The sequence below is a fragment of the Pantoea sp. Taur genome (assembly GCF_009830025.1).
Classification (GTDB): domain Bacteria; phylum Pseudomonadota; class Gammaproteobacteria; order Enterobacterales; family Enterobacteriaceae; genus Pantoea; species Pantoea communis.
Genome location: NZ_SZZZ01000013.1, coordinates 1 through 25382, shown reverse-complemented (window position 1 = coordinate 25382; position 25382 = coordinate 1). Strand labels below are relative to the sequence as shown.

Annotated in this window: 26 protein-coding genes; 10 read left to right on the top strand and 16 right to left on the bottom strand. The window is 55.2% G+C overall.

The genetic code is table 11. The features are described from left to right. Nucleotides 1-100 precede the first annotated feature (100 nt). The 5 genes from FD744_RS17070 to FD744_RS17050 are packed head-to-tail and all read left to right on the top strand — an operon-like array spanning nucleotide 101 to nucleotide 6130. Nucleotides 101-2470: a TonB-dependent hemoglobin/transferrin/lactoferrin family receptor gene (locus FD744_RS17070; protein WP_160868803.1), complete on the top strand. Its 2370-nt coding sequence runs from the start codon at nucleotides 101-103 to the stop codon at nucleotides 2468-2470. Between the two features lie 50 nt (nucleotides 2471-2520). Then, nucleotides 2521-3543 carry a hemin-degrading factor gene (locus FD744_RS17065; RefSeq protein WP_160868802.1) on the top strand — a complete coding sequence of 341 codons (1023 nt, stop codon included), beginning with the start codon at nucleotides 2521-2523 and terminating at the stop codon, nucleotides 3541-3543. Further along, the gene (locus FD744_RS17060; protein ID WP_160868801.1) at nucleotides 3540-4364 is read left to right on the top strand and encodes a hemin ABC transporter substrate-binding protein; all 825 of its coding nucleotides are present in this window, start codon (nucleotides 3540-3542) and stop codon (nucleotides 4362-4364) included. Before FD744_RS17065 ends, FD744_RS17060 begins: the two co-directional genes overlap by 4 nt. Further along, on the top strand, nucleotides 4357-5358 hold the full coding sequence (locus tag FD744_RS17055) for an iron ABC transporter permease (RefSeq protein ID WP_160868800.1): 1002 nt from the start codon (nucleotides 4357-4359) through the stop codon (nucleotides 5356-5358). Before FD744_RS17060 ends, FD744_RS17055 begins: the two co-directional genes overlap by 8 nt. Further along, nucleotides 5351-6130 carry a heme ABC transporter ATP-binding protein gene (locus tag FD744_RS17050; protein ID WP_058959326.1) on the top strand — a complete coding sequence of 260 codons (780 nt, stop codon included), beginning with the start codon at nucleotides 5351-5353 and terminating at the stop codon, nucleotides 6128-6130. The genes FD744_RS17055 and FD744_RS17050 overlap by 8 nt, the downstream gene beginning before the upstream one ends. A gap of 31 nt (nucleotides 6131-6161) precedes the next feature. Here FD744_RS17050 and FD744_RS17045 read toward each other — a convergent pair whose 3' ends face one another. Next, entirely contained in the window at nucleotides 6162-7145 is a 984-nt protein-coding gene (locus FD744_RS17045; protein ID WP_160868799.1) for an MDR family oxidoreductase, read from the bottom strand. A 548-nt stretch (nucleotides 7146-7693) separates the two neighbouring features. Between FD744_RS17045 and FD744_RS17040 the strand changes: the two genes are divergently transcribed. Then, a complete protein-coding gene (locus FD744_RS17040) occupies nucleotides 7694-9844 on the top strand; it encodes an ornithine decarboxylase (protein WP_160868798.1) in 2151 nt (716 codons plus the stop codon). Between the two features lie 48 nt (nucleotides 9845-9892). On the opposite strand, the gene FD744_RS17035 is transcribed toward FD744_RS17040, so the two are convergent. The 4 genes from FD744_RS17035 to mutY all read right to left on the bottom strand — a co-directional run bounded on the left by FD744_RS17035 (nucleotide 9893) and on the right by mutY (nucleotide 14311). Beyond that, nucleotides 9893-11317 (bottom strand): amino acid permease, encoded by a 1425-nt coding sequence (locus FD744_RS17035; protein WP_160868797.1) that lies wholly within the window; start codon nucleotides 11315-11317, stop codon nucleotides 9893-9895. Between the two features lie 503 nt (nucleotides 11318-11820). Next, nucleotides 11821-12900: a membrane-bound lytic murein transglycosylase MltC gene (gene mltC / locus FD744_RS17030; RefSeq protein WP_058959330.1), complete on the bottom strand. Its 1080-nt coding sequence runs from the start codon at nucleotides 12898-12900 to the stop codon at nucleotides 11821-11823. Between the two features lie 53 nt (nucleotides 12901-12953). Beyond that, entirely contained in the window at nucleotides 12954-13226 is a 273-nt protein-coding gene (locus FD744_RS17025; RefSeq protein WP_034823278.1) for an oxidative damage protection protein, read from the bottom strand. Then, nucleotides 13226-14311 (bottom strand): A/G-specific adenine glycosylase, encoded by a 1086-nt coding sequence (gene mutY / locus FD744_RS17020; protein ID WP_160868796.1) that lies wholly within the window; start codon nucleotides 14309-14311, stop codon nucleotides 13226-13228. Before mutY ends, FD744_RS17025 begins: the two co-directional genes overlap by 1 nt. Nucleotides 14312-14464: 153 nt before the next feature. Between mutY and trmB the strand changes: the two genes are divergently transcribed. The 3 genes from trmB (at nucleotide 14465) to FD744_RS17005 (ending at nucleotide 16488) form a co-directional block, all read left to right on the top strand. Then, on the top strand, nucleotides 14465-15184 hold the full coding sequence (trmB, locus tag FD744_RS17015) for a tRNA (guanosine(46)-N7)-methyltransferase TrmB (protein ID WP_038644896.1): 720 nt from the start codon (nucleotides 14465-14467) through the stop codon (nucleotides 15182-15184). Continuing rightward, entirely contained in the window at nucleotides 15184-15510 is a 327-nt protein-coding gene (locus tag FD744_RS17010; protein WP_034823275.1) for a YggL family protein, read from the top strand. Before trmB ends, FD744_RS17010 begins: the two co-directional genes overlap by 1 nt. A 258-nt stretch (nucleotides 15511-15768) precedes the next feature. Further along, on the top strand, nucleotides 15769-16488 hold the full coding sequence (locus tag FD744_RS17005) for a DUF2884 domain-containing protein (protein ID WP_160868795.1): 720 nt from the start codon (nucleotides 15769-15771) through the stop codon (nucleotides 16486-16488). A 52-nt stretch (nucleotides 16489-16540) separates the two neighbouring features. On the opposite strand, the gene hemW is transcribed toward FD744_RS17005, so the two are convergent. The 4 genes from hemW to FD744_RS16985 are packed head-to-tail and all read right to left on the bottom strand — an operon-like array spanning nucleotide 16541 to nucleotide 19552. Next, nucleotides 16541-17671, bottom strand: coding sequence for a radical SAM family heme chaperone HemW (gene hemW / locus FD744_RS17000; RefSeq protein WP_160868794.1), 1131 nt, complete (start codon nucleotides 17669-17671; stop codon nucleotides 16541-16543). Beyond that, nucleotides 17664-18257, bottom strand: coding sequence for an XTP/dITP diphosphatase (locus FD744_RS16995; protein WP_160833045.1), 594 nt, complete (start codon nucleotides 18255-18257; stop codon nucleotides 17664-17666). The genes hemW and FD744_RS16995 overlap by 8 nt, the downstream gene beginning before the upstream one ends. Before the next feature lie 20 nt (nucleotides 18258-18277). Further along, on the bottom strand, nucleotides 18278-18832 hold the full coding sequence (locus FD744_RS16990) for a YggT family protein (protein WP_034823271.1): 555 nt from the start codon (nucleotides 18830-18832) through the stop codon (nucleotides 18278-18280). A gap of 12 nt (nucleotides 18833-18844) precedes the next feature. After that, nucleotides 18845-19552, bottom strand: coding sequence for a YggS family pyridoxal phosphate-dependent enzyme (locus tag FD744_RS16985; protein ID WP_160868793.1), 708 nt, complete (start codon nucleotides 19550-19552; stop codon nucleotides 18845-18847). A 16-nt stretch (nucleotides 19553-19568) separates the two neighbouring features. On the opposite strand from FD744_RS16985, the gene FD744_RS16980 reads away from it, so the two are divergent. Then, nucleotides 19569-20561 (top strand): type IV pilus twitching motility protein PilT, encoded by a 993-nt coding sequence (locus tag FD744_RS16980; protein WP_160868792.1) that lies wholly within the window; start codon nucleotides 19569-19571, stop codon nucleotides 20559-20561. A gap of 419 nt (nucleotides 20562-20980) precedes the next feature. On the opposite strand, the gene ruvX is transcribed toward FD744_RS16980, so the two are convergent. The 7 genes from ruvX to FD744_RS25625 all read right to left on the bottom strand — a co-directional run. Further along, nucleotides 20981-21397 (bottom strand): Holliday junction resolvase RuvX, encoded by a 417-nt coding sequence (gene ruvX, locus FD744_RS16975; protein WP_034823268.1) that lies wholly within the window; start codon nucleotides 21395-21397, stop codon nucleotides 20981-20983. Next, complete coding sequence (locus FD744_RS16970) at nucleotides 21397-21960, bottom strand: YqgE/AlgH family protein (protein ID WP_034823267.1); 564 nt, start codon at nucleotides 21958-21960, stop codon at nucleotides 21397-21399. The genes ruvX and FD744_RS16970 overlap by 1 nt, the downstream gene beginning before the upstream one ends. Before the next feature lie 82 nt (nucleotides 21961-22042). Then, a complete protein-coding gene (gene gshB / locus FD744_RS16965; RefSeq protein ID WP_045814700.1) occupies nucleotides 22043-22987 on the bottom strand; it encodes a glutathione synthase in 945 nt (314 codons plus the stop codon). Nucleotides 22988-23079: 92 nt separating this feature from the next. Beyond that, nucleotides 23080-23811 (bottom strand): 16S rRNA (uracil(1498)-N(3))-methyltransferase, encoded by a 732-nt coding sequence (rsmE, locus tag FD744_RS16960; RefSeq protein WP_160868791.1) that lies wholly within the window; start codon nucleotides 23809-23811, stop codon nucleotides 23080-23082. 74 nt (nucleotides 23812-23885) lie between these two features. Then, a complete protein-coding gene (gene endA, locus FD744_RS16955) occupies nucleotides 23886-24593 on the bottom strand; it encodes a deoxyribonuclease I (RefSeq protein ID WP_034823262.1) in 708 nt (235 codons plus the stop codon). A gap of 76 nt (nucleotides 24594-24669) precedes the next feature. Beyond that, entirely contained in the window at nucleotides 24670-25182 is a 513-nt protein-coding gene (locus tag FD744_RS16950; RefSeq protein WP_160868790.1) for a SprT family zinc-dependent metalloprotease, read from the bottom strand. Nucleotides 25183-25268: 86 nt separating this feature from the next. Continuing rightward, nucleotides 25269-25382, bottom strand: a 114-nt coding sequence (locus tag FD744_RS25625; RefSeq protein WP_237449408.1) for a hypothetical protein, incomplete at its 5' end; no start/stop codon positions are given.

Below are 25382 nucleotides of genomic sequence, written 5' to 3'. Positions count from 1 at the left end.
TAAAATAAGTCCACACATTTTACGGTTTATTAACGCATATCGCGTTTTTTTGGCGGCAATCCAGTGAGCGAATACTAACAATTAACCAGGTATTTCGCGCATGTCTTCACTCTTTCAGGGAATGACCCAGCAACGTCTGTTTAAAGTTGCGATTTTGTCTTCCGCTATTCACGCCGCTTGCAGCTATGCAGCCAGCGACAACACGACACTTGCTTTATCTTCTGACAAATCCACCAGTGCAGAGCCGGTTATGACGGTAACTGCGCCGAAGCTGGAGAAACAAGCCGGTAGCAAAAGCACCATTACCGCCGCCGATATGCAGCGTGATGGCGGCAATGATTTCGGTACCATCATGCGCTACGAACCAGGCGTGACGGCAACTGGTGCAAGCGGCGGCTCTTCTGCAGGTAAAAGTGGTTTTGATCGCGCGGGCTACACCGGCTACAACATCCGTGGTCTGGAAAGTAACCGCGTCGATATCAACGTTGACGGTGTTTCTCTGCCGGATGCCACTGGCCGTAGCTACGTCAGCCGCGCCGGTTTGGATACCTTTGGTATTGGCCGCGATTACATCGACCCATACATGTTTGGTCGCGTGGATATTGATAAAGGCGCGACTTCTGTCTCTCAGGCCAACACCGCGATTGGTGGTGCGGTATCGTTCCGCAACAAGACGCCAGACGACTACTTACATCCCGGTAAAACCACCTACTTTGGCTACCAGAGCGACTTCGATTCCTCAAACCGCAGCTGGCACAACGGCATCACTGCCGCAGCAGGCGATCAGGAACTGCGCGGTATCTTTGTTTACAGCCGTCGCGATGGTCAGGAAACGCAAAACAATGATGCGAGCCGTGGCGCCTATCCTGCCAACTGGCACTCGGACGCACTGCTGGGCAGCGTGGTGTGGGAGCCGAATGACGCGCACAAAATCACCGGTACCGCCGATTTCTACCATAAAACCAATCACACCCATTACGACAGCTGGGATACTTCAGGCAATACCGTTTACGGTACCGCACAGCAGCAGAGCGATACCCGTCGCTTCGGCCTGAGCCTGGCGGACGAGTACACGCCTTACAACGATTTTATCGACAGTCTGAACACGCGTGTCTACTGGCAGCACACCGAAGCGCATGACAACACCTATATGCCTTCAAGTGCGTCAGCCTATGAAACGGTTTACTCGGACTACAACACTGACAGCTACGGCTTTGAAACCAACCTGGCTAAAACGCTGGGTCGTCATGAGCTGACTGCCGGTTTAAATGGACGTCTGGAAAAAACCGAGCGCCCATTCCGCCAGTCACCGACGCCTAGTACCTTCAGTGTAATCATGCAGCCTGAAGCAGACAGCCGCAGCTACACGCTGGGCGGCTTTGTGCAGGATAAGATCAACTTCGACCTGGATGGCCACAACTTTGCGGTGGTGCCGGGCGTACGTGTGGCTTACCAAAATACCAAGCCTGATAACCTCAGCAGCCTGACCAGCGGCAGCACCGTTCTAACCGAATCAGAAGTTGAAACGCTTTACGGCTCAGGCAATAGCGATACGCAGGTTCTGCCATCACTGGCATTCCAGTATGAGCTCACGCCAACACTGATGACCTATCTGCAATACAAGCGCGGCGCACAATTCCCGAACGCCAGCCAGCTGTATGGTTCATGGAACCTCGGTTCCAGCTATGCGGGTAGTCAGCAATATGCGCTGATTGGTAACCCGGATTTGAAAACCGAAACCAGCAACAACTTCGAATGGGGTCTGAAAGGACAGCCGACCGAAGGCGTGGTGATGAACACAGCGGTTTACTACAACGCCTACAAAAACTTCATCGCTTATAACCGTTACACCCGTGCCGGTAACCCGGAGAAATTCACTAACGTTCCGAGCAACATTTACACCACTTATCAGGCAGAGAACCGCGATAAAGCCTATATCTATGGTGCAGAGTTGAGTGGAAAAGTGAATTTCGGCACCTGGTATCAAGATGTGCAGGGCCTGAGCGCACGCTTCGCCTTTAGCTATAACGAAGGTAAATCAAAGTCGAGCTATCTCGGCGATCGTTACGTCGATCTGGAAAGCGTACCGCCAATGAAAGCGGTGCTGGGTCTGGGTTGGGATGCGCCGCAGAACGAGTACGGTGCTGCTGTGACGGCTACCTTCGTGAAGGGCAAAAAAGCCACGGCGACCAACCGCCAGAGCTATACCAATACCGGTTCTGCACTGACCGATTCCACCACCGATTACGAGCGCGTGCCGGGTTACGGTATGGTCGATCTGACGGCTTATTGGCAGGTGGCGAAGAACGTCAAGCTGAGCGGTGGCGTGTATAACCTGACAGATCGTAAATATTGGGATTACCTGAGCAGCCGCGAAATGACCAGCGATACCGCACAGGATCGCAACGATATCGCACTGGCAACTCAGCCAGGCCGCACCTTCCAACTCGGTGTGAACGTCGACTTCTAATCATTTTTTCGCCCTGCGTTCGCGCAGGGCCTTTTCATGGAGCAAGAGCAATGAACCCACGTTACGATCACTATCTGGCGCTGAAGGGCGAACATCCGAAGAAGTATGCCCGCGATCTGGCCGCTCTGATGGGCATTGGCGAAGCACAGCTGTGTGAAGCGCGCGTCGGCCAGGATGCGCAAGCGTTAAAAGCAGATTTCCCGGCGTTGCTAAAGGCACTGGAAGCCGTTGGCGAAACCAAAAGCATCACCCGCAACGAATATGCGGTGCATGAGCAGGTCGGCAAATATGAAAACCTGCACCTCGGCGAACATGCCGGGCTGATCCTTAACCCGCGTGCGCTCGATCAGCGTCTCTTCCCGGCACAGTGGCACAGCGCCTTCTTCCTGCGTGAGCAAACGGCACGCGGCGAGCGTCAAAGTATTCAGATCTTTGATCGCCACGCGGATGCGGTACTGAAAATCTACACCACTGACAATACCGAGATGGCGGCATGGGATGCGCTGATCGCCGAATTTACCGTTGAAGCCGCTGCGGCACTCGATCCACAACCTGCCGCCGCACCAGAACACAGCCGCGCCATTGATGCCGATAAAGTGGAAGCCGAATGGCGCGCCATCACCGATGTACATCAGTTCTTTGGCTTACTGAAGCGCCACAATATTTCACGCCAGCAGGCGTTTCACGCAGTGCCGGACGATCTGGCTCGTCAGGTCAGCAACGATTCGCTGGCTCAACTGCTGGAGCAGGCGCAGCAGGATGGCAACGAAATCATGATCTTTATCGGCAACCGTGGCTGCACGCAAATCTTCACCGGTGCGGTGGAGAAACTGATGCCGATGGACAATTGGGTCAACATCTTCAACCCAACCTTCACGCTGCACCTGATGGCGGACCACATTGCCGAGAGCTGGGTGACGCGCAAACCGAGTGGCGATGGCTTTGTCACCAGCCTCGAACTCTTTGCTGCCGATGGCACGCAGATCGCGCAGCTCTATGGACAGCGTAGCGAAGGCACGCCAGAGCAGGCGCGCTGGCGTGAGCAAGTCACCGCGTTGGGAGCGACAGCATGAAACGTCTGACCCTATTACTGCTGGGCGCGCTGGCGCTGCCGGCATTTGCTGCTGAACGGGTGATCTCTATTGGCGGTGACGTGACGCAAATCATCTATGCCTTAGATGCACAGGCCGATCTGGTGGCGCGCGACAGCACCAGCCAGCATCCGGCGCAGGCTAACAAGTTGCCGGACATCGGCTATATGCGCCAGCTTAATGCCGAGGGCATTCTGGCGATGAAGCCTACGCTGGTGCTGACCAGCGAGTTGGCGAAACCGTCGCTGGTGTTGCAGCAGGTCGAGAGCGCTGGCGTGAAAGTGGTGGATGTCACCGGCAAAACCAGCCTCGACGCCATCCCGGAAAAGATCGCCACCATCGGTAAAGCATTGCATCGTGATGCCGAAGCGAAGGCGCTGATTGAGAAAGTGAACAAGCAGCGCGCGCAGATTCCCCAGCAGCCGCTGCCAGTCAAAGTGCTGTTTGTGATGGCGCACGGTGGCATGCGCACTCAGGCGGCAGGTAACCAAACCGGCGCTGATGCTGCAATCCGCAGTGCCGGTCTGGTCAACGCCATGGCGGCAATCCCGCATTATCAGCAGCTGTCACAGGAAGGTGTGGTTGCTGCCGCGCCGGATCTGGTGGTGGTCGGTGAAGATGGCCTGCGCACGCTGGGCGGCGAAGAGAAAATCTGGTCGCTGCCGGGTCTGTCACTGACGCCAGCGGGTCAGCATCACGCCTTGCTGGTGGTCGATGAGATGGCCATGCTGGGCTTTGGTCTTGATACGCCGGAGACCATCGTGAAGCTGCGTAAAGCCGCCGAAGCGGTAAAACATGACTAACACCGCCGTGATGCGCTGGCTGTTATTGATGGGCATCAGCATGGTGGTTTGCATGTTGATGGCTGCCAATTTTGGTGCCATGCCGCTGTCGATGCGCACGCTGTTCCACGCGCCGCTCAGCGATATGTCGTGGCAAATCTGGCTGAACATCCGCCTGCCGCGCATATTGCTGGCGGTGCTGCTCGGGATGGCATTGGCAGTCTCTGGCGCGGTGATGCAGGGCCTGTTCCGCAATCCGCTGGCCGATCCGGGATTGCTTGGGATCAGCAGTGGAGCGGGGCTAGCAGTAGCGGTTTCGATTGTGGTGCCGCTTAGCTTGCCGCCGCTGCTGGCGCTGTGGCTGCCATCAATTGCTGCTTTTATCGGTAGCCTGGTCGTCACGCTGCTGATTTTTAGTTTCAGTCGGCTGGCGCTGGGGAATTTGTCGCGCCTGCTGCTGATCGGCATCGCCATCAACGCCCTGTGCGGCGCGGCGGTGGGCGTGCTCTCCTGGCTCAGTAATGACCAGCAGTTACGTCAGCTGGCGCTGTGGGGTATGGGCAGTTTGAGCGCTGCACAATGGCCGAGTCTGGCGGTGTGTGCTGTACTGATTCTTCCTGCGTTGATTGCCATCCAGACCCGTGCGCGCCGTCTTAACCTGCTGCAACTCGGTGAAGAAGACGCGCATTACATGGGGATTGATGTGAAGCGCACCCAGCGTGAGTTACTGGTGCTGAGTGCGCTGCTGGTGGGCACGGCGGTGTCGGTGAGCGGGATTATCGGCTTTGTCGGATTGGTGGTGCCGCACGTGATGCGTTTCTGTGTCGGGAGTGATCATCGCTGGATGTTGCCGGGTTCGGCGCTGGCGGGAGCCATCTTGCTATTGCTGGCGGATACGCTGGCGCGCACGGTGGTGATCCCGGCGGAAATGCCGGTGGGATTGATCACCAGCCTGATCGGTGGACCATGGTTTCTCTGGCTGATTCTGCGTCAGAAAAGGGGGATGAATGAGTGATTCAATGCAGGCTCGCGGCCTGCGCTTTAGTCATGGCACGCGTGCGCTGATTGATGATGTCTCTATTACCTTGCAGCCTGGTGAGATGATTTCCTTAATCGGCCCCAACGGCGCAGGCAAGTCCACGCTGTTGCGCCTGTTAACTGGGTTTCTGGCGCCTGAAGCGGGGGAGTGCTGGCTCGGCGATCGCCCGTTAAACGATTGGCCGCGTGAACCGCTGGCGCAACGTCGTGCGGTGATGCGCCAGCAAAACAGCGTGACTTTTCCGCTGCCTGCTGAAGAGGTGGTGGCGATGGGCCGTGCGCCCTGGCCTGCCAGCAAATCCAAAGCGGTGATCGAGGAAGTGATGCAGATCACCGGCAGTCTTGAACTGGCGAAACGCGATTATCGTTCGCTTTCTGGCGGGGAACAGCAGCGTGTGCAGCTGGCGCGAGTGCTGGCACAGTTATGGCACGATGATGGCCCGCGTGGCTGGCTGTTTCTCGATGAGCCGACTTCCGCACTCGACCTGTATTGGCAGCAGTACAGTTTGCGATTGCTGCATAAGCTGACGCGCAACGGTCGCTTTAGCGTCTGCACCGTGCTGCACGATCTCAATCTGGCGTCGCTGTGGTCCGATCGCATTCTGCTGTTGCATCAGGGCAAGCTGGTGGCGCAGGGTTCACCGCAAGAAGTGATGACGGAAACTACGCTGACGCGCTGGTATCAGGCTGAGCTGCACGTGGTGATGCCGCAAGAGCAGGGCAGGCCGCAAATTCAGCTTCGGGCGTAGAAGTGGGGCGCCATTGATGGCGCCCAAAAAGTTACCGGCAATCGACAATCAGACGGCCACGGACTTCGCCCGCCAGCAAGGCTTCAGCACCTTCACGTGCTTCACTCAGTGGAATCACTTTGGTCAACTGCTCCAGCAGTGCGCCATCCACCAGTTCAGCCAGACGCTGCCACGCTTGCTCACGCAACGGCTTAGCGCACATCACGCTATCCACTCCGGCTAACACCACGCCGCGCAGAATAAACGGTGCCACGCTGGTGGGGAGATCCAGACCTTGCGCCATGCCGCAGGCTGCCACCACACCATCGCGCTTGATGCCCGCCAGCACGTTGGCCAGCGTATGGCTGCCGACGCTATCAATCGCCGCAGCCCAGCGCTCTTTCGCCAGGGGTTTACTGGGCGCACTCAGTTCAGCGCGATCGATAATCGAGGAGGCGCCGAGGGTGTTGATCAGGTAATCGCTATCACTGGCGCGTCCGCTGGAGGCCACCACGTCATACCCTAAACGGGCCAGCAAACTGACGCTGAAGCTGCCGACGCCGCCGCTGGCACCTGTTACCAGCACCGGGCCCTGCTGCGGCGTGATGCCCTGTTTTTCCAGTGCCAGCACGCACAGCATCGCGGTGAAGCCGGCGGTGCCAATCGCCATGGTCTGCAACGGGCTTAAAGCCGCAGGCACTTTCACCAGCCAGTCACCAGAAACGCTGGCCTTCTGCGCCAGTCCGCCCCAGTGCTTTTCACCCACACCCCAACCGGTGAGCAGTGCCACATCGTCCTGCTGCCACTCTGGATGGCGGCTGCTGATCACCCGACCGACAAAATCGATGCCCGGTACCATCGGGAATTGGCGCACAATCGGCCCTTTATTGCAGATGGCGAGCGCGTCTTTGTAGTTGAGGGTGGAGTAGCTGACTTCGAGGGCGACATCCTGATCGGGCAACTGTTGTTCTGACAGATCCTGCAGGGAAGTGCGGTATCCCTGCTCATCATTTTCAATGACTAATGCCTTAAACATGCAGCCTCCGGCTGATTGAGGAAAGTGCGGGCCATATTACTCCTCTGGAAACAGGGAGCAACATGAAGACGGACACGCCTTGCATAAATTCGCATAACATAAAGATATTTAAGCGTTTTTACCATGGGTTTATTTGATATTCACTTATTAATCAGATGGTTGCTGAATGTTGCTTATGCGTATCAATCTCGTTGCAACGGGTTGTTCCAGTAAAAAAAAGATGCCATCATTGCGCCGCAGTTTTCCACTGATTCCATCCACCCTGAGGACGCCGCCATGCTCGGTACAATGCGCTTTTGCACTTGTCTCCGTTCGCTTTACGATAAGCGGCCCTCCGTCATCTGTTGTTCGCAATTCTCGCTCACCATGCGGTGAGGCCAGCTTAACGCGCTATGCTGTTGGACATGACTAAAGACAGACGCGATCTGACTTTACTGATGTCTATCGGTTGCGGCGGTTGATCCGCCCGAAGACGTTATTCGCCGGGGAATTTTCCTCATTGCTGTGCCACTGGCACCCACTCATCCTTCATTACGGGGATTTGTGTTATGAATCCATTGAAAATTGCTGCCAGCGTTGCGGTAGCGCCAAGCCTGAGCCTGAACACCGCGCGTGATGTGGTGACACTCGACAATACTGATTTTACCGATGTGGCGGCGGTGGTCGTCTCACTGGCGGATACACGCAGTGGCGTGTTAACGCTGTTGCGCCAGACCGGTTTTAATCTGCCGGTGTTTGTCGCCAACGCGTTCGATGAAGAAGTGCTGAAGCTGCCGGGCGTGACCGGGGAAATCAACGGTGCACCGGAAGAGTGGGAAGCGCTGGAAGAAGCCGCGCAGGCGTATGAGTCTGACCTGCTGCCGCCGTTCTTCGATACCCTGACGCGCTATGTTGATATGCAGAACAGCACCTTTGCCTGTCCGGGCCATCAGGGCGGGGCGTTTTTCCGTAAGCATCCGGCCGGGCGTCAGTTCTATGAATTCTATGGCGAGAACGTGTTTCGTTCCGACATGTGCAACGCCGACGTCAAGTTGGGCGACCTGCTGATCCATGAAGGTTCGGCCAAGCATGCACAGAAGTACGCAGCGAAAGTGTTTAACGCCGATAAAACCTATTTCGTGCTGAACGGCACCTCCAGCGCCAACAAAGTGGTGACCAACGCCATGCTGACGCGCGGCGATCTGGTGCTGTTTGACCGCAACAACCATAAATCTAACCATCACGGTGCGCTGATTCAGGCGGGCGCTACGCCGGTGTATCTGGAAGCGGCACGTAATCCGTTCGGCTTTATCGGCGGCATTGATGCGCACTGCTTTGATGAAGCCTACCTGCGCGAACAGGTGCAGAAAGTCGCGCCGCATCGCGCCAAAGATCAGCGTCCGTTCCGTCTGGCGATCATCCAACTTGGCACCTACGATGGCACCGTCTACAACGCGCGTCAGGTGGTGGATCGCATCGGCCATCTGTGCGACTACATTCTGTTTGACTCGGCGTGGCTGGGCTACGAGCAATTTATCCCGTTAATGGAAGGCTGCTCGCCACTGACGCTGGAGCTGAACGAGAATGATCCCGGCATTTTCGTCACTCAGTCGGTGCACAAACAGCTGGCGGGCTTCTCGCAGACCTCGCAGATTCACAAGAAAGACAACCACATCCGTGGCCAGAAGCGCTTCTGTCCACATAAGCGTCTCAACAACGCTTTTATGCTGCACGCCTCAACCAGCCCGTTCTATCCGCTGTTTGCCGCGCTGGATATCAATGCGCGCATGCACAAAGGTGAAGCCGGACGCAGCATGTGGCACGAATGCGTCACCATCGGCATTGATGCACGTAAAGCGATTCTGGAACGCTGCGAGATGATTCAGCCGTTCCTGCCGGAGAAAGTGCACGGCAAGCTGTGGCAGTCGGCGGAAACCGAGGTTATCGCCGCCGATCCGGCTTACTTCAGCCTGGCGCCAGGCGAGAAATGGCACGGCTTTGAGGGTTACGCCAGCGAGCAGTATCTGGTCGATCCCTGCAAGCTGCTGCTGACCACGCCAGGCATTGATGCCGCCAGCGGTGAATACACCAGCTTCGGTATTCCGGCGACTATTCTGGCGAACTACCTGCGCGAGAACGGTATCGTGCCGGAGAAGTGCGATCTCAACTCCATCCTTTTCCTGCTGACGCCAGCGGAGAACCCGGAGAAGATGGCGCATCTGGTGGCGATGCTGGAGCAGTTTGAACACCATGTGAAAGAGGATGCGCTGCTGGCTGAAGTGCTGCCGAGCGTCTATCGCAAAAACATCGAGCGCTATAAAGGCTACACGCTGCGCCGCCTGTGTCAGGAGATGCACGATCTCTACGTCAGCTACGATGTGAAAGATCTGCAGAAAGCGATGTTCCGCGAATCCTGCTTCCCGAAAGTCGAAGTGAATCCACAGGATGCGCATCAGGCTTACATCCGTGGTGAGGTGGAACTGGTGGCGATTGCGCAAGCTGAAGGGCGCATTGCTGCCGAAGGCGCATTGCCGTATCCACCGGGCGTGCTGTGTGTGGTGCCAGGCGAAGTGTGGGGTGGCGCGGTGCAGCGTTACTTCCTCGCGCTGGAAGAGGGCATCAACTTGTTGCCTGGCTTCTCACCGGAGCTGCAAGGGGTTTACACCGAGGAAGATGACAGCGGACGTAAACACTTAGTGGCGAATATGATGGTGCGCTAGCCTGCCTGACGGCGTGCGGTGTAATCACCGCACGCCGTTAGCACATTATCAGTGACGAACCACCTGAATTTTCTCTTTAGCCAGCCTTCCTGTGCGGTATGTCCCCTGCTTGCGGCGTTTACCGGTAATGTAAACACCGATGCACAGCACCATAAACGTCACCATCAGCGTCATTAAGCTCTCGTAGCGATACTGCGGCAGATAGAACATATAGCCCAGCACACTGACAATCATCAAAATACTCAGCCAGGTCAGCCACGGGAACAACCACATTTTAAAATCAGGCGTGATGCCCTGTTTTTCCATCGCTGTGCGCATTCTTAGCTGTGAAACGGCAATCACCAGATAGACAATCAGCGCAATCGCGCCAGTGGTGGAGATCAGAAAGGCAAACACCTCGCCCGGAAAAGCGTAGTTGGCAATACAGGCGACAAAGCCCGCCAGCGTGGAACCCAATACCGCCACACGTGGCACGCCACCGTTGGATACCGTGGCACAAGAGGCCGGGGCATTACCGCGTTTACCCAGAGAATAGAGCATACGGGAAGCGGTATATAACCCGGAATTCATGCAGCTGCACACGGCAATCAGCACCACCAAATCCACCACCAGTTTGGCACCGGGGAAATTCAGTGTGGATAACACATATTGGAAAGTGCCCTGGGCTAACAGCTGCGGATCATTCCATGCCACCAGCGACACCACGAGGAAAATAGACAGCAAATAAAATAAGGCGATGCGGTAAACCACCAGATTAATCGCACGGCTGATTTTTTTACCGGGGTCCTTTGATTCCACCGCAGCAATGGTGACCACCTCCGCGCCAAAGAATGAAAAGATGGTGAGCAAAATACCGGTTAATACCGCGCCAAAACCGTGCGGCATAAAGCCAATGCTGTTATATAAATGTGCCACACCACTGACATTTGCCAGCGGCCAGTATCCGGAAATCGCCACAATCCCGATGCCAATAAATCCAATAATCGCTACCACTTTGATGATGGCGAACCAGAACTCAAAGGCGCCAAAGTTTTTAACGCTAAAAAGGTTAGTGACAGTGAGCAACAGGATAATCGCAGTGGTAAATTGCCACGAGGCAATGGAAGGGAAATAAGCATGCAGAATATCGGCACCGGCAATCGCCTCAACCGGAATCAGTAACACCCAAAACCACCAGTATAACCAGCCGATAGTGAAACCGGCCCATGGACCAATGGCTTTCGCCGCGTAGGTGGAAAAGGATCCCGAATCAGGTTGCAGCACGGCCATTTCTCCCAGCATGCGCATCACCAGCAGTACCAGCACACCGGTCATCGCGTAGGAGAGCAACACGGCCGGGCCCGCCGTGGCGATGGCATTCGCGGAGCCGACAAATAACCCGGCACCAATAATGCCAGCAATGGAGATCATACCAACCTGTCGATCAGAAAGGCCGTCGCCTAACGAGTCCTGTTTTGCGGGTGAATGGCTCATACATTTCCTCTTAGCAATTCAGGCATGACATTGGATATCCCACGGGATGCAAGCATCCGTGTTGATGAAATAATGTTGATATGCCCGATACGATGTTATTTTCCGCGATGAAGTGTGATCTTCATCGATATTTTAATTATTTAAATCAATGCCAGAAATTATTTATAGAGCGATATAGGCCGTTGTTAATTTATCTGTGGAGACGTGAAATAATCATTGCACCTTATTCAAAAAAGGGTCAATCAGGGCGGGAATGTGAGATGGGAAGAAAACGAAAGAATATAGAATATAAATGTTAGGCAGGTCGTGCGTGTGGTTGTAAAAACAACACGTTGCGATGGACGAAGTTTCACCATATTGATTTCTTATTTTTGTGAGGTCAGGCGAAATTTATCGACGGGATATATCCCTGCGAGGGTAATTAAAAAAGAGGCAGTCAGAGTCAATCTTTTTCTCTCTGTCTGCCCCTAAAATAACTAATGCATTAACTCATCAGTTGATGATTAATACCGATGATAACTACGCTGTGCCTGATTCACCTTGTACAGATAGCGACGTGATTCGCCCGATGGATGACTGGTGGTCAGCGTTTGATACACATCATTAGGCGACATATCGTTAATCTTGGCGAAGGCACGATCTTTATCGCTGGAGAACACGCGCAGTACGCTACCCGCGCCGCCGTTGTAGGCGGTAATTACCGCGTAGCGGCGTGACACTGGATCCTGAATCCCGCCTAAATAACTTTTCTGCAACAGCGACAGATAGGCCGTTCCCGCATCAATGTTATTGGCCGGATCGAGCAGATAGCTGCGGCTCGGTTTACCCCACTTGCCCTTCATGCGGAACACGTCCACGCCAGCGGTGTGCTGAACCACCTGCATCAAGCCCAGCGCATCGGAGTTGCTGACCGCATAGGGGTTGAAGCTCGATTCCGTCTGCATAATCGCCAGAATCAGGGATGCATCAACGCCGTACTCTTCAGCGGCTTTACGCACCAGCGGCAGATATTTGTGCGCACGTTTGTCGAGGTGGTTTGGCACCATCGGAATGGTTACCGACCAGATGACATGCAGGCCAGAAGTGCGTTTTTGTAGTTTGTTCTGAATCAGATAATCGGCGAAATTGGCCGCGCGTCCCTGCCAGCGAATCGGCTGACCGGTGTTATCCAGCACCTGGCCGTAAAGCAGCGGCTCTTTACTGATCTGAATATCATTGGCATCGGAGTAGAGATCGACATTACCCGGATCGTCACCAATCAACAGCGTGGTGATGATCGCCTGGCGCAGGCTGGCCATCGGATCGGTGCCAGCAATGGTCTCAATGGTGATGCTACCGCTGTCGAAGTTGATGTGACTGCGGGTGTAATAGCTGTCGCTATATTTGACGTAATCCTTCGGTCCAGCGATCAGAACCTCATTGATACCCCAAATATTTTCAATGTTGGCGGCGAACTGCCCCATCAGGATGTCGAAACCGTTGGTGTCCTTAACCCACTCTTCGTGATACTGCGATTTTTTTTGTCCGGAGCAGGAAACCAAAAGTGGAGCAATCACTAACAGCGCTATCAGTTTTTTATTCATTGTAAATGCGTGCCTGATTCAAAAAGAGGGCCTCAAAGGGAGGCCCTGAACGATTATTTTTCTGGCGGGGTGAAACCTTCGATGTGCACATCTTTGCCTTCGAACAGGAAATTGATCATCTCCTTTTCCAGCACTTTGCGATCTTCCGGGTTCATCATGTTGAGCTTTTTCTCGTTGATCAACATGGTCTGCTTGGACATCCACTGCTGCCAGGCTTCTTTGGAAATCTCATTGTAGATGCGCTTACCGATCTCGCCTGGATAGAGCTGGAAATCCTGCCCTTCAGCGTCGCGTTGCAGAAACGTACAAAAAATGGTGCGGCTCATTACTCTTCCTCTTGGATCACGCGCGTGTGCAGTGCCAGTTGCTGGGGATGGCGCAATTCGTGCAGTAAACGCTCTACGGGCGCTGCCAAACCCACTGACGGTGGTTGCGCTAAGTTATACCAGAGACCGCTCGCTTCATCCATCAGCGACCCGGCAGAAGGCCACGCCAGCCACATAGGCACAATGTCTAAGTGGAAATGGCTGAAGGTATGACGAAAAGCCGTCAGCTGCTGTGGTTTGGCGTGAATGCCGCGCTCGGCCAGCCAGTCAGTTAGCGCTTGCTCACTGGTGAACTGTGGAAAGCAGAACAACCCGCCCCATAAGCCCACCGGTGGACGTTGCTCCAGGAACACGTCATCGCCGTGCTGAATCATCAGAAACCAGCCGGTGCGCTCTGGAATCGTTACTTTGGGTTTCTTACCCGGATATTCGGCCCAACTATTGTTGGCATACGCGACGCAACCGTTGCTGATCGGGCAAATCTCACACTTAGGACGTGAGCGAGTACACACTAACGCACCGAGGTCCATCATCGCCTGATTAAACTGGCTTACGCCTTCGGCAGGTGTCACTTCTTCGCTAATCTGCCATAAACGTTTCTCAACGTCTTTTTTGCCCGGCCAACCACCGACAGCATAACACCGGGCCAGCACGCGCTTGACGTTGCCATCCAGAATCGGGAAATGCAGGCCGAGCGATAAGGACAGCACTGCACCCGCGGTGGAGCGTCCAACGCCGGGCAGTGCGGCCACGTCATCGAAATTGCGCGGGAACTCGCCACTGTGCTTATCCACCACCTGCTTCGCCGCTTTATGCAGGTTACGCGCACGGGCGTAATAGCCGAGGCCGGTCCAAAGATGCAGTACTTCGTCCAGCGGTGCAGCGGCCAGATCGGCAATCGTCGGGAAGCGCGCCATAAAGCGTTCAAAGTAAGGGATAACGGTGGCAACTTGCGTCTGCTGCAGCATCACTTCAGAGAGCCACACTTTATAAGGTGTCTTCTCCTGCTGCCACGGCAGGGTTTTGCGGCCGAAGCGCTGATACCACTCCAGCACCAGTTGCGCGAACTGCGGCGCTTGCATCATTTGAGGAAATATTCCGTGTTTGCTCTACAATCAGGCAGGAATTCCAGCACAGAGACATCGGGGTGTAAACCGGAAGATTGCAAAGGCTTGCTTCTGCTATCTAACTTTGCATAATGCCCGTTTCCCAGAAAAGGCTAACCAGCAGGCTTCAACATGATTAATGACGTCATCACCCCGGAATTTGATGAGAACGGGCGGCCATTACGCCGTATCCGCAGTTTTGTGCGCCGCCAGGGGCGCTTAACGAAAGGACAGCAGCTCGCGCTCGATAATTACTGGCCGGAGATGGGCGTCGAGTTCCAGCAGGAACCGCTGGATTTGGCAGCACTGTTTGGCCGTGAAGCGCCAGTGGTGCTGGAAATCGGTTTTGGCATGGGCGCCTCACTGGTGACCATGGCGCAAAATAATCCTCACCAGAACTTCCTCGGTCTTGAAGTGCATGCGCCGGGCGTGGGAGCCTGTCTGGCTTCTGCCAAAGAAGCTGGCGTGGAAAACCTGCGTGTGATGTGTCACGACGCAGTAGAAGTGCTGCAGCAGATGATTCCGGATAACTCACTGCGCATGGTTCAGCTGTTCTTCCCGGATCCATGGCATAAAGCGCGCCACAATAAACGTCGCATTGTGCAGGTACCTTTTGCCGAGCTGGTGATGCGTAAGCTGAAGCTGGGCGGCGTGTTCCATATGGCCACCGACTGGGAAGATTACGCGACACACATGCTGGAAATCATGAGCAGCGTGGATGGGTATAAAAACCTGTCAGAAGCTAACGATTACGTGCCGCGTCCGGAAACGCGTCCGTTAACGAAATTTGAGCAGCGCGGGCAGCGACTGGGCCATGGCGTTTGGGATCTGATGTTTGAGAGGATTAAATAATGGCCGTACAGCGTAGCCGTCGTTTACGTAAAAAACTGCATATCGATGAGTTTCAGGAGTTAGGTTTCTCTGTGGCCTGGCGTTTTGCCGAAGGCACCACCGAGGAGCAAATTGATGCCACGCTGGATCAGTTTATTACTGAAGTGATTGATCCCAATGGCCTGGCGTATGACGGCAGCGGTTATCTGGTGTGGGAAGGTCTGGTTTGCCTGCAGGAAACCGGTAAGTGCACCGATGAGCACCGTGAGCTGGTGCGCAAATGGCTGGAGAAACGCGAGCTGTCAGATGTTCAGGTGACTGAACTCTTTGACGTCTGGTGGGACTAAGTACTCTACTGGCCTGAGATATCGCTTCAGGCTAGCTCACTTGCGCTTTTGGCGCCGGCCAGTGCTCGCACAAGTTGCATTAGCGACTTGAACGCCCAAAGGGCGGCCCCGAAAGGGGCGAGCAACGCGAGTCATCCTCACGTACTTTAGTACGCTCCGGTTGCTGTGCGTTGGCCGTCACCAAATTCGCTGCGCCGCTTACGCCTGACTTGTACTAACTGCAAAGGCGTGGGCGGCTTTTCATTTTAGGGAGATTTCATGGTTCGTAAGGCGCTTCTTACCGCACTGCTGCTGGCCGCAGCGACACAGGCGCAGGCTGATTATCAGTGCAGCGTTAATCCTCAGGATGATGTGATCATCAAACCGCAGAGCGTGCAGGTGGTCGGCACCAACGGTAATCTTGAAATCTCACCGCAGGGCGATGTGACCTTTAACGGGCAGAAAGCCAACGTGGATAACGCCACGCGACAGAAAGCCATCGACTATCAGAATGCGTTACGCCGTGATCTGCCGTGGGTAGATAACGGGGCCTCGATGCGTCTGGAACGCAGCCGTGTGGCGCTGGATAAAGTGATTGTGGAAAAGCTCGGTGCCAACAGCAACGTGCGCAATCGCCTGACCAAGCTGGATGGACAGCTGAAGCAGCAGATGAACCGTATCATTGAGCATCGCCCGGATGGTTTGACCTTCCACCATCAGGCGATTGACCAGGTGCGCGCTGAAGGCGAAAAGCTGGTGCAGAGCACGCTGGGCGGCATTATGCAGGACAGCCTGAACGAGATGGGCAGCAGCCAGGCCGCCAGCGGCAGTAATCCACTGCAGGCGATCATGGGCAACCTCGGCGGTCTGCAGCAGGCGGTTCAGGCAGAATGGAATAAGCAGGAACAGGACTTCCAGAACTTCGGTCATGAGGTGTGTAATCGCGTGACGGATCTGGAAGGGCAGCGCAAAGCGTTAGTGCAGGGCGTTAAAGGTTAAAAAAAACCAGCGGGACGAAGTAGCGTGCCGCTGGGTTATATGACTGTTTGGCCTACATAAACAGTTCAAGCAGCGAATTCAGGAACAACTTCCCTTTTTCGGTTATCTGCCACTGCTCTGCGGTTTCCACCACGTAACCTGCCTCGATCGCTGCGTCCATCTGTGCACGAATCACTTGTTCATCCAGCCCGGTATAGCGGCTGAAATCTGCACGCGGTGCGGCTTCCAGCAGACGGAAGCGGTTCATAAAGAACTCAAACGGCTTGTCTTCGTTCTCCACATCGTGCTGCTTGTCGAGGTAATTACCTTGCATAAAGCCGCGCGGATGACGGGTTTTCACCGTACGCACAATTCTGCCATCCGGCTGCGTCAGCTTGCCGTGCGCACCACAGCCGATACCGAGGTAATCACCGAAGCGCCAGTAGTTGAGGTTGTGCTCGCAGCGATAACCCGGCTTGGCATAGGCTGAAGTCTCGTACTGCTGATAACCAGCGGCACTCAGCAACTCATGGCCTTGTTCGTAGATGTCCCACAGCCCATCGTCATCCGGCAACACCGGCGGACGCGAGCTGAACATCGTGTTCGGCTCGATGGTCAGCTGATACCACGACAGGTGCGGCGGATTCAGCGCAATCGCCTGACGCAAATCGTCCAGTGCCTCTTCCAGTGACTGATCGGGCAAGCCGTGCATCAAATCGAGGTTAAAGCTGCGCAGACCAAGACCGGCGGCGAGATGGGCGGCACGTACCGCTTCATCAGGGCCGTGAATGCGCCCTAAGCGCTCCAGCTTCTGCGGGCTAAAACTCTGCACGCCAATCGAAATACGGTTAATACCGGCTTTCTGGTAGCCGCTGAAGCGATCCGCTTCCACGGTGCCCGGGTTGGCTTCCATTGTGACCTCTGCATCGGCCGCCAGCGGCAGGCGCGCACGCACGCCATCCATCAACATTTGCATGGCGTTGCTGCTGAGCAGACTCGGTGTGCCGCCGCCAATGAAGATGGTGCGTACTTCACGGCCAGCGGTTAGCGGCAGGTCCTGTTCAAGATCGCTGAGCAGGTGCTGCACATACTCGATGTGCGGCACCTCGCCTTTTAACGCGTGGGAGTTGAAATCACAGTACGGACACTTCTGCACACACCACGGAATGTGGATGTACAGGCTTAACGGAGGTAACTCAGGCATTGCGCATCGCATCCAGTAACAGCGTCAATGCTTTGCCACGGTGAGAAACAGCACGCTTTTCATCTTTACTCAGCTCTGCTGCGGTTTTGCCCAGTTCAGGAACATAGAAAATCGGGTCGTAACCAAAGCCGCCTTCACCTGCGGCTGCACGGGTGATTTCACCCGCCCAGCTGCCGTGGAACACCAGCGGTGTTGGATCTTCAGCATGGCGCACATAAACCAGCACGCAATGGAACTGCGCCTGACGCTCGCCCTCCGGCACGTTTTCCAGCGCCACCAGCAGCTTATCGAGATTTTGCTGATCGCTGGCGTCTTCTCCGGCATAGCGCGCAGAGTAGATGCCTGGCGCGCCGCCGAGCGCATCCACAGCCAGACCAGAGTCATCGGCAATCGCTGGCAAGCCGGTGATCTGCGCCGCATGACGCGCCTTAAGAATGGCATTTTCAATAAAGGTCAGACCGGTTTCTTCCGCTGACTCAACGCCCAGCTCGGTTTGTGCCACGATATCGAGGCCGAAGGCCGCTAACAGATCGGCCAGTTCACGAACTTTGCCCGGATTACCGGTGGCGAGTACAACTTTTTGCATAACAGTTCCAGATTAACGAATTACAGCAAATACCAGAGACCTGGGAACAGGTCCATGCCGAGGAAATTCAGCGCGTACAGCACCAGAATCACAATCATGGCAGAGAAATCGATGCCGCCCATCGCAGGCAGAATACGGCGAATCGGTGCCATCAGCGGTTCAGTCAGCTGAATCAACACGTAATCAATCGGGCCACGTCCCTGGCTGATCCAGCTCATCAGTGAACGAATGATAATCACCCAGAACACCAGATAACCGGCGGATTTCACCAGCGATAACAGGCCGACTAACAGATTGGTGGGATCCACTGAGAAAACGCCAACCTGAATTAACAGTAGCACCGGATATTTCAGGGTGGTCAGTACAAAGGCCAGCACAAGCGAGGCTGTGTCAATCGGGCCTATCGCTGGCAGCACGCGGCGCAGCGGCTTGATAATTGGCTGTGTAATCTTCACCACGAACTGTGACAGCGGGTTATAGAAATCACAGCGTGACCACTGCATCCAGATGCGCAGCAGCAATACCATCACGTACAGGTCGATCAGCGTTTTGACTAAAAACGTCATTGTTAACATGAGGTTCCTCAATTATTGTTGTGAAGGTCGCGCATAATCCCGCGCGCCAAATACGGCGGTGCCAATGCGCACCATGGTGCTGCCTGCGGCGATTGCCGCATCCATGTCGTCGCTCATTCCCAGAGAAAGCGTATCGATGTCAGGGTAATCCTGTTTTAGAGCGTTAAACGCGTCAGCCATCTGCTGACATACCGCGAACTGTCGATCGTAATCTGACTCCGGCGCCGGGATCGCCATCAGTCCGCGCAAGCGCAAACGTGGCAATGCGGCTATCTGCGCCGCCAGCGCCGGAATGGCCTCCAGCATGATGCCAGATTTGCTGTTCTCGTCACTGATATTTACCTGAATTAACACGTTAAGCGGCGGTAACGCTTCCGGACGCTGATCGTTCAGACGTTGTGCAATGCGTTCACGATCCACGGTGTGACACCAGGCAAAATTCTCCGCCACCAGGCGGCTTTTGTTGGATTGCAGCGGCCCGATAAAGTGCCACTGCAGATCAGGATGTGCGGCCAGCTCAGCCACCTTTTCAACCCCTTCCTGTACGTAATTTTCACCGAATGCCTGCTGACCCGCAGCAATCGCTTCTGCGACTGCGCTCGCAGGTTTGGTTTTGCTCACTGCAAGCAGGGTAATTTCTTCTGGCGCGCGGCCGCAGCGTGCAGCGGCAGTGGCGATACGCTCACGCACTTGCTGTAGGTTGTGCTCAATGGAAGTCATAGTCAGGAGAAGTTAAATGGATTTGGATGAAGTTGTGGCCCTTAGTGTAAAGCATAACGCCGCCGATCTGCACCTTTGCAGCGGACATTTACCGCACTGGCGACGGCTGGGGGTGCTGGAGCCGATCCCACAACAAACCGCATTGGATGGCGACTGGCTGGAAACCTTTTTGCAACAGTGGCTCAGCGGCGTACAGCAGGATGAGCTGGAAGCGAGCGGGCACGTTGATTTTGCCATCACCCTGAAAAGCGGCGTGCGCTTGCGTGCCAACCTGTTTATGCAGCGCCACGGTTTATCGCTGGCGCTGCGCTTGATTGACAGCCAGGCGCCCAACATCAACCCATTGCAACTGCCTGACGTGGTAACGCAGTTGTTGCAGCTGGAAGAGGGGCTGATCTTAATCACGGGTGCCACCGGCAGCGGTAAATCCACCACGCTGGCTGCGATGGTGGACAGCCTCAATCGCGAACAGGCACGCCACATTATTACGCTGGAAGATCCGATTGAATTTTTGCATCACAGCCAGCGCTCGTTGATACAGCAGCGGGAAGTGGGCGCACACACGGTGTCATTCCAGCAAGGATTGAAAGCGGCGCTGCGCGAAGACCCGGATGTGATTCTGTTGGGTGAGCTACGTGACAGCGAGACCATTCGGCTGGCGCTGACGGCGGCAGAGACCGGGCATCTTGTACTGGCAACGTTGCACACGCGAGGTGCCACGCAAGCGGTGGATCGGCTGGTGGATGTGTTTCCTGCCGAGGAAAAAAACCTGGTGCGCACCCAGTTGGCGGGCAGTTTGAAAGCGGTGCTGGCGCAGCGTTTGGTGCCGGCAAAAAACGGCGGGCGAATTGGCTTGTTCGAGGTGTTGGTGGCCACGCCTGCGGTGACCAATTTAATCCGCGAGGGCAAGATGCATCAACTGCCTGGCGTGCTGCAAACCGGTGCGCAGTCAGGGATGCAGACGTTCGCGCAGAGCGAACAGGCGCGACAACAGGCGGGATTGATTTGAGAATTTGCGAGTCGATTCAAAAGGGCGGGCATGATTTGCGTGCCTGCGAGTTGCTACTAAAGGGCGGGGCATGATTTGAATGCTTGCAAGTCGATACAAGGGAGTGGGCATGATTTGAATGCTTGCAAGTCGATACAAGGGAGTGGGCATGATTTGAATGCTTGCAAGTCGATACAAGGGAGTGGGCATGATTTGAGTGCCTGCGAGTTGATACAAAGAGGCGGGGATGATTTTAATGCCTGCGAGTCGTTACAAAAGGGCGGGCATGATTTGCGCGACTGCGAGTCAATACAAGTGGCAGAATTGATTGGCGTGTTTGCAGGTTGCCGTAAATGGCGGGAGCACAATAGCCGAGCGAATAACAAGCAAGCTGTTGCCGCAATTTGTCAGGTGCGCATTCACGCGCACCTGGATTTCAATCAGTGCGTATCGAACCAATCTTCCAGAATGATCACTGCCGATTGCGAATCGACCTGACCTTTTTGCAATGCACGGAAGCCACCGCGTTCGAACAGGTCGGCGCGCGCTTCCACGGTGCTTAACCGCTCGTCCTGCAGCTCAACGCGCACGCCGAATCGGCCATGAATGCGATTGGCGAACTTACGGGCGCGATCGGTTAACGGCTGCTCGGTGCCGTCCATGTTCAACGGCAAGCCCACCACCACGTAATCAGGCTGCCACTCTTTCAGTAGCTTCTCGATCAGCTTCCAGTCTGGCGTGCCATCTTGCGCTTTAAGCGCGGTGAGTGCGCGTGCGGTGCCGGTCAACTGTTGACCGACCGCCACACCGATGCTTTTGGTGCCGAAATCGAAGCCCAGCAAGGTTTCACTGGCCATCAGGCGTGCCCTGCATCGCTGGTCATATTATGAATATCAATGCCCATGCTGCGTGCGGCTTCGCGCCAGCGCTCGGCGATTGGGGTCTGGAACAGAATATTGCTGTTCGCGGGTGTGGTCAGCCAGGCATTTTCCAGCAGCTCGTTCTCCAGCTGATCTTTTTCCCAGGCGCAATAACCTAAAGCCACCAGCACGTTATCGGGCTGTTCTGAGGTGCCGATCGCTTCCAGCACATCCCGTGAAGTGGTGATCACGGTGTTATCAGAGATACGGATGCTGGAAGAGTAAATTTTCTGGGCAGAGTGCAGGATAAAGCCGCGATCTTCCGCCAGCGGGCCGCCAGCGAACACCGGCTTATCCAGCTTAATGGCAGGATCACGTTCTGATGGGCTGATTTTAAGTTTCTTCAGAATGCCTTCGACCGTCAGGTTTTCCATCGGCTTATTCACGATCAAGCCCATGGCGCCATCTTCATTGTGCTCGCAGATATACACCACCGAGCGTTTGAACAGCGGGTCCTGCAGCGACGGCATCGCAATCAAAAAATGGTGCTGTAAATTCATTCTCACTCGTATACCAAAAATAACCGGCGCGGCCGCAGCCACGTCGGTTTTGGGTTCTCACGGCGCTTACACGCCGTTGACATCAGCCCAGGCGTTTCTCAATGGCATCCATCAGCATGCCGGTGATCGAGATCGGGAATGCAGCCTCGATTTCACGCACGCAGGTTGGGCTGGTTACGTTAACTTCGGTGAGTTTATCACCAATGATGTCCAGACCGACAAAAATCAGCCCTTTGGCTTTCAGCGTTGGACCCACGCGACGGGCGATTTCCCAATCGCTGTCGCTCAACGGGCGTGCTTCACCGCGGCCACCGGCAGCCAGGTTACCACGAGTTTCGCCACCCTGTGGGATGCGCGCCAGGCAATACGGCACCGGCTCGCCATCCACTACCAGCACGCGCTTATCGCCGTCTTTGATCGCCGGCAGATAGTTTTGCGCCATGCAGAAGTTCTGGCCGTGATTGGTCAGGGTTTCGGTGATGACGCCAAAGTTCGGGTCGTCCTGCTTCACGCGGAAGATCGAGGCACCGCCCATGCCGTCCAGCGGCTTGAGAATCACATCACCGTGCTCCTGCCAGAAGGCACGCAGCTGCTCTTTATTGCGGGTCACCAGCGTGTCTGGCGTCAGGTCGGCGAACCACGCGGTGTAAAGTTTCTCGTTACAGTCACGCAGGCTCTGCGGTTTGTTGACGATCAGCGTACCTTGCTCTTCCGCGCGCTCCAGCAGGTAGGTGGCATAGATGAATTCGGTATCGAACGGCGGATCTTTACGCATCAGCACCACGTTGAGATCGGCCAGCGGGATTACCTGCTCACTGCCGAACTCGTACCATTTGTCATAGTTTTGCTCCACGCTCAGCAGGCGCGTGCGGGCGTAGGTGACGCCGCCGCGCAGGGAGAGATCGCCCATCTCCATGTAATGAATTTCGTAACCACGGCGCTGTGCTTCCAGCAACATGGCGAAGCTGGTGTCTTTTTTAATGTTGATGGACGAAATTGGGTCCATAACGATGCCAAGCTTAATCATTATTCTCTCCTCAAAGGGGGATTTTCTTGCCCCGTTCCGTGACAGCGCTGCGGCTTTTCACGTGCGTAGTTTTAAAACCCTAAAAGTATCCCTTAACCCAGGTCACCAAACCTCACCTGAAGTGCCGTAATGGCCGTCAGTGCGGTAGTTTCTGTACGCAGCACGCGTGGGCCCAACAAAATATCGGTGAAACCTTGCTGCGCGGTCATGGCAATTTCGTCTGCGGATAAGCCGCCTTCCGGACCAATCAGCAGGCGTACACGTTCAACCGGCTGCGGCAGAGTGTTAATACTGTGGCTGGCACGCGGATGCAGATTGAGCTTTAAACCGCTTTCCTGCTCGGCACACCAGGCTTCCAGCGTCATCGCTTCACGGATTTCCGGCACACGATTACGGCCGCACTGTTCACAGGCGGCAATCGCAATTTTTTGCCATTGCTGAATCTTCTTCGCCAGTCGTTCAGCATCCAGCTTTACGCCGCAGCGCTCCGAAAACAAGGGTGTAATTACGTTCACGCCGAGTTCGATCGATTTCTGGATGGTGAATTCCATCTTTTCGCCGCGCGACATCACCTGCCCAAGATGGAGATGGAGCGGAGATTCACGGTCATCAGGCTGACTGGCAAGGACCCTTACTTTTACACGCTTTTTATCAGCCTGGGTGATTTCGGCGTTAAAAGTCAGATTACTGCCATCAAACAGCTCAATTTGTTGACCGGCGGTCATGCGCAGCACGCGCCCGACGTGGTTAGCGGCATCTTCGTCGAGGAAGACTTCACAGTTAACTTCAAGAGGTTCGGGATGATAAATGCGAGGTATGCGCATGCGGTTCCTGCCAGCGTTATGCCGTGTCTTCGGACACGGCCCAATCGGAAAAAAGCTAGTGTAGGGTAGCGCTTTTAGCGCTGGCAAGCCTGTTGTACATAGGGATTGTGATTTCCCTGCACCTGCGCGATGCGGTTGTCGCGTTCACACTCCCATTGGCTTACCGGATATTGCTTGTTCCAGGCGGTGAACAGCTGGGTCTGCTGGCGTGACAGACGCAACTGATACTGGTCACGCATGTAGAAGTAAGTGCGGGCGATGGCACCGCGTGCACGCTCGGGTGGCTGCGCCAGCTTCTGCTTGAAATCGACTTTCATTGCGCACTGACCATATTGCGCGTCGCCGCCGTTCCACTGACTGTACTGGAAGTTATTGCGATCGCCATTCACTTCACCAATCGCCGGCTGCAGATTGTGCAGGTCGCTTTCAATGCGGCGGTAATCGGCATCTTTACTGCAGTTTTTACGGCCGCCATTTTGCCAGCACTGGCGCTGATGGCCGAACTCCCATGCGGGCATCACATGTTCCCACTCAATACGTTCAGCGCGGTTGGCATTTTTACGCACGCTGTAGCCACAGCTGCTGAGGTCAGGGACGCCTTTCTTGCCGTGCCAGCTGATTTTACAGCCGCAGTAAAATTCTGCCGGGGCATCGGCATTGATCTGCGCGGCGACCACTTTGGCCTGCTGGAAGTTGTTTTGATTGTAGTGGGTGATGCTGAGGCTGAAGGCGCTAATGGGGGCAACTAATAAGGAGAGTAACAACAGCGTTTTGCGAGACATATTCCAAAAATTACCTGATGCGTAAAAAGGCGGCAGGGTAACAGAATGGCGCAGGGTGGGAAATCAGATAAACGGATTAAGCTGCTGAAAATTCACCAGGTTGCAGCAAGGTGCCGCAATGCACGCAGCGATATTCACTCTCGCCGCGCTGCACGCGATTGTGGCGGCGCACGGTGAGCTGATGCTGCTGACAGCGGCAGCGATAGGGGAAGGTATTGCTGCGCACCGAAGCGATTTCGAACTGATGGGTACGACGCGCGGGAACGCCGAGCACGCTCTCCATCATCCACTTCCACTCTTTGCCGTGCGGCGGCACGCGGCCAAAGGTTTTCCATACCAGCAGGTGCGCCAGTTCGTGCGGCACCACCTCATCCACAAATGCCTGCTGATTCTCCAGCAATAGTACCGGGTTGATGCGAATCTCCCATTTCTCCAGCCAGGCCGTACCGGCAGCGGTGCCGCGCTGCTGATACACCAGCTTCGGCTCGTCATAGTGACGCTCCAGCTTTTCATTGGCGAGTTGCAAATGGTGACGCAACGAGTGCATCACGGCTTGTTGCAGGGCAATGGGAAGGCGAGGTGTTTTCATGTCGGGCAGGATAACCTGGTACGCACAAATGCGCACCTGACGAAACGCACAAAAAAAGGGCCGCCAATCGGCATAATGCCAGTCAGTTAAGCCTGACTGGCATTTTTTCTTCTGGCTGTCGGATATTTATAGGGTCTCTCTTTCACCACCCTTGGGAACGAGCGCTCCCGTCGTCCCGGTAGTCTGACCATCTCTGCTAT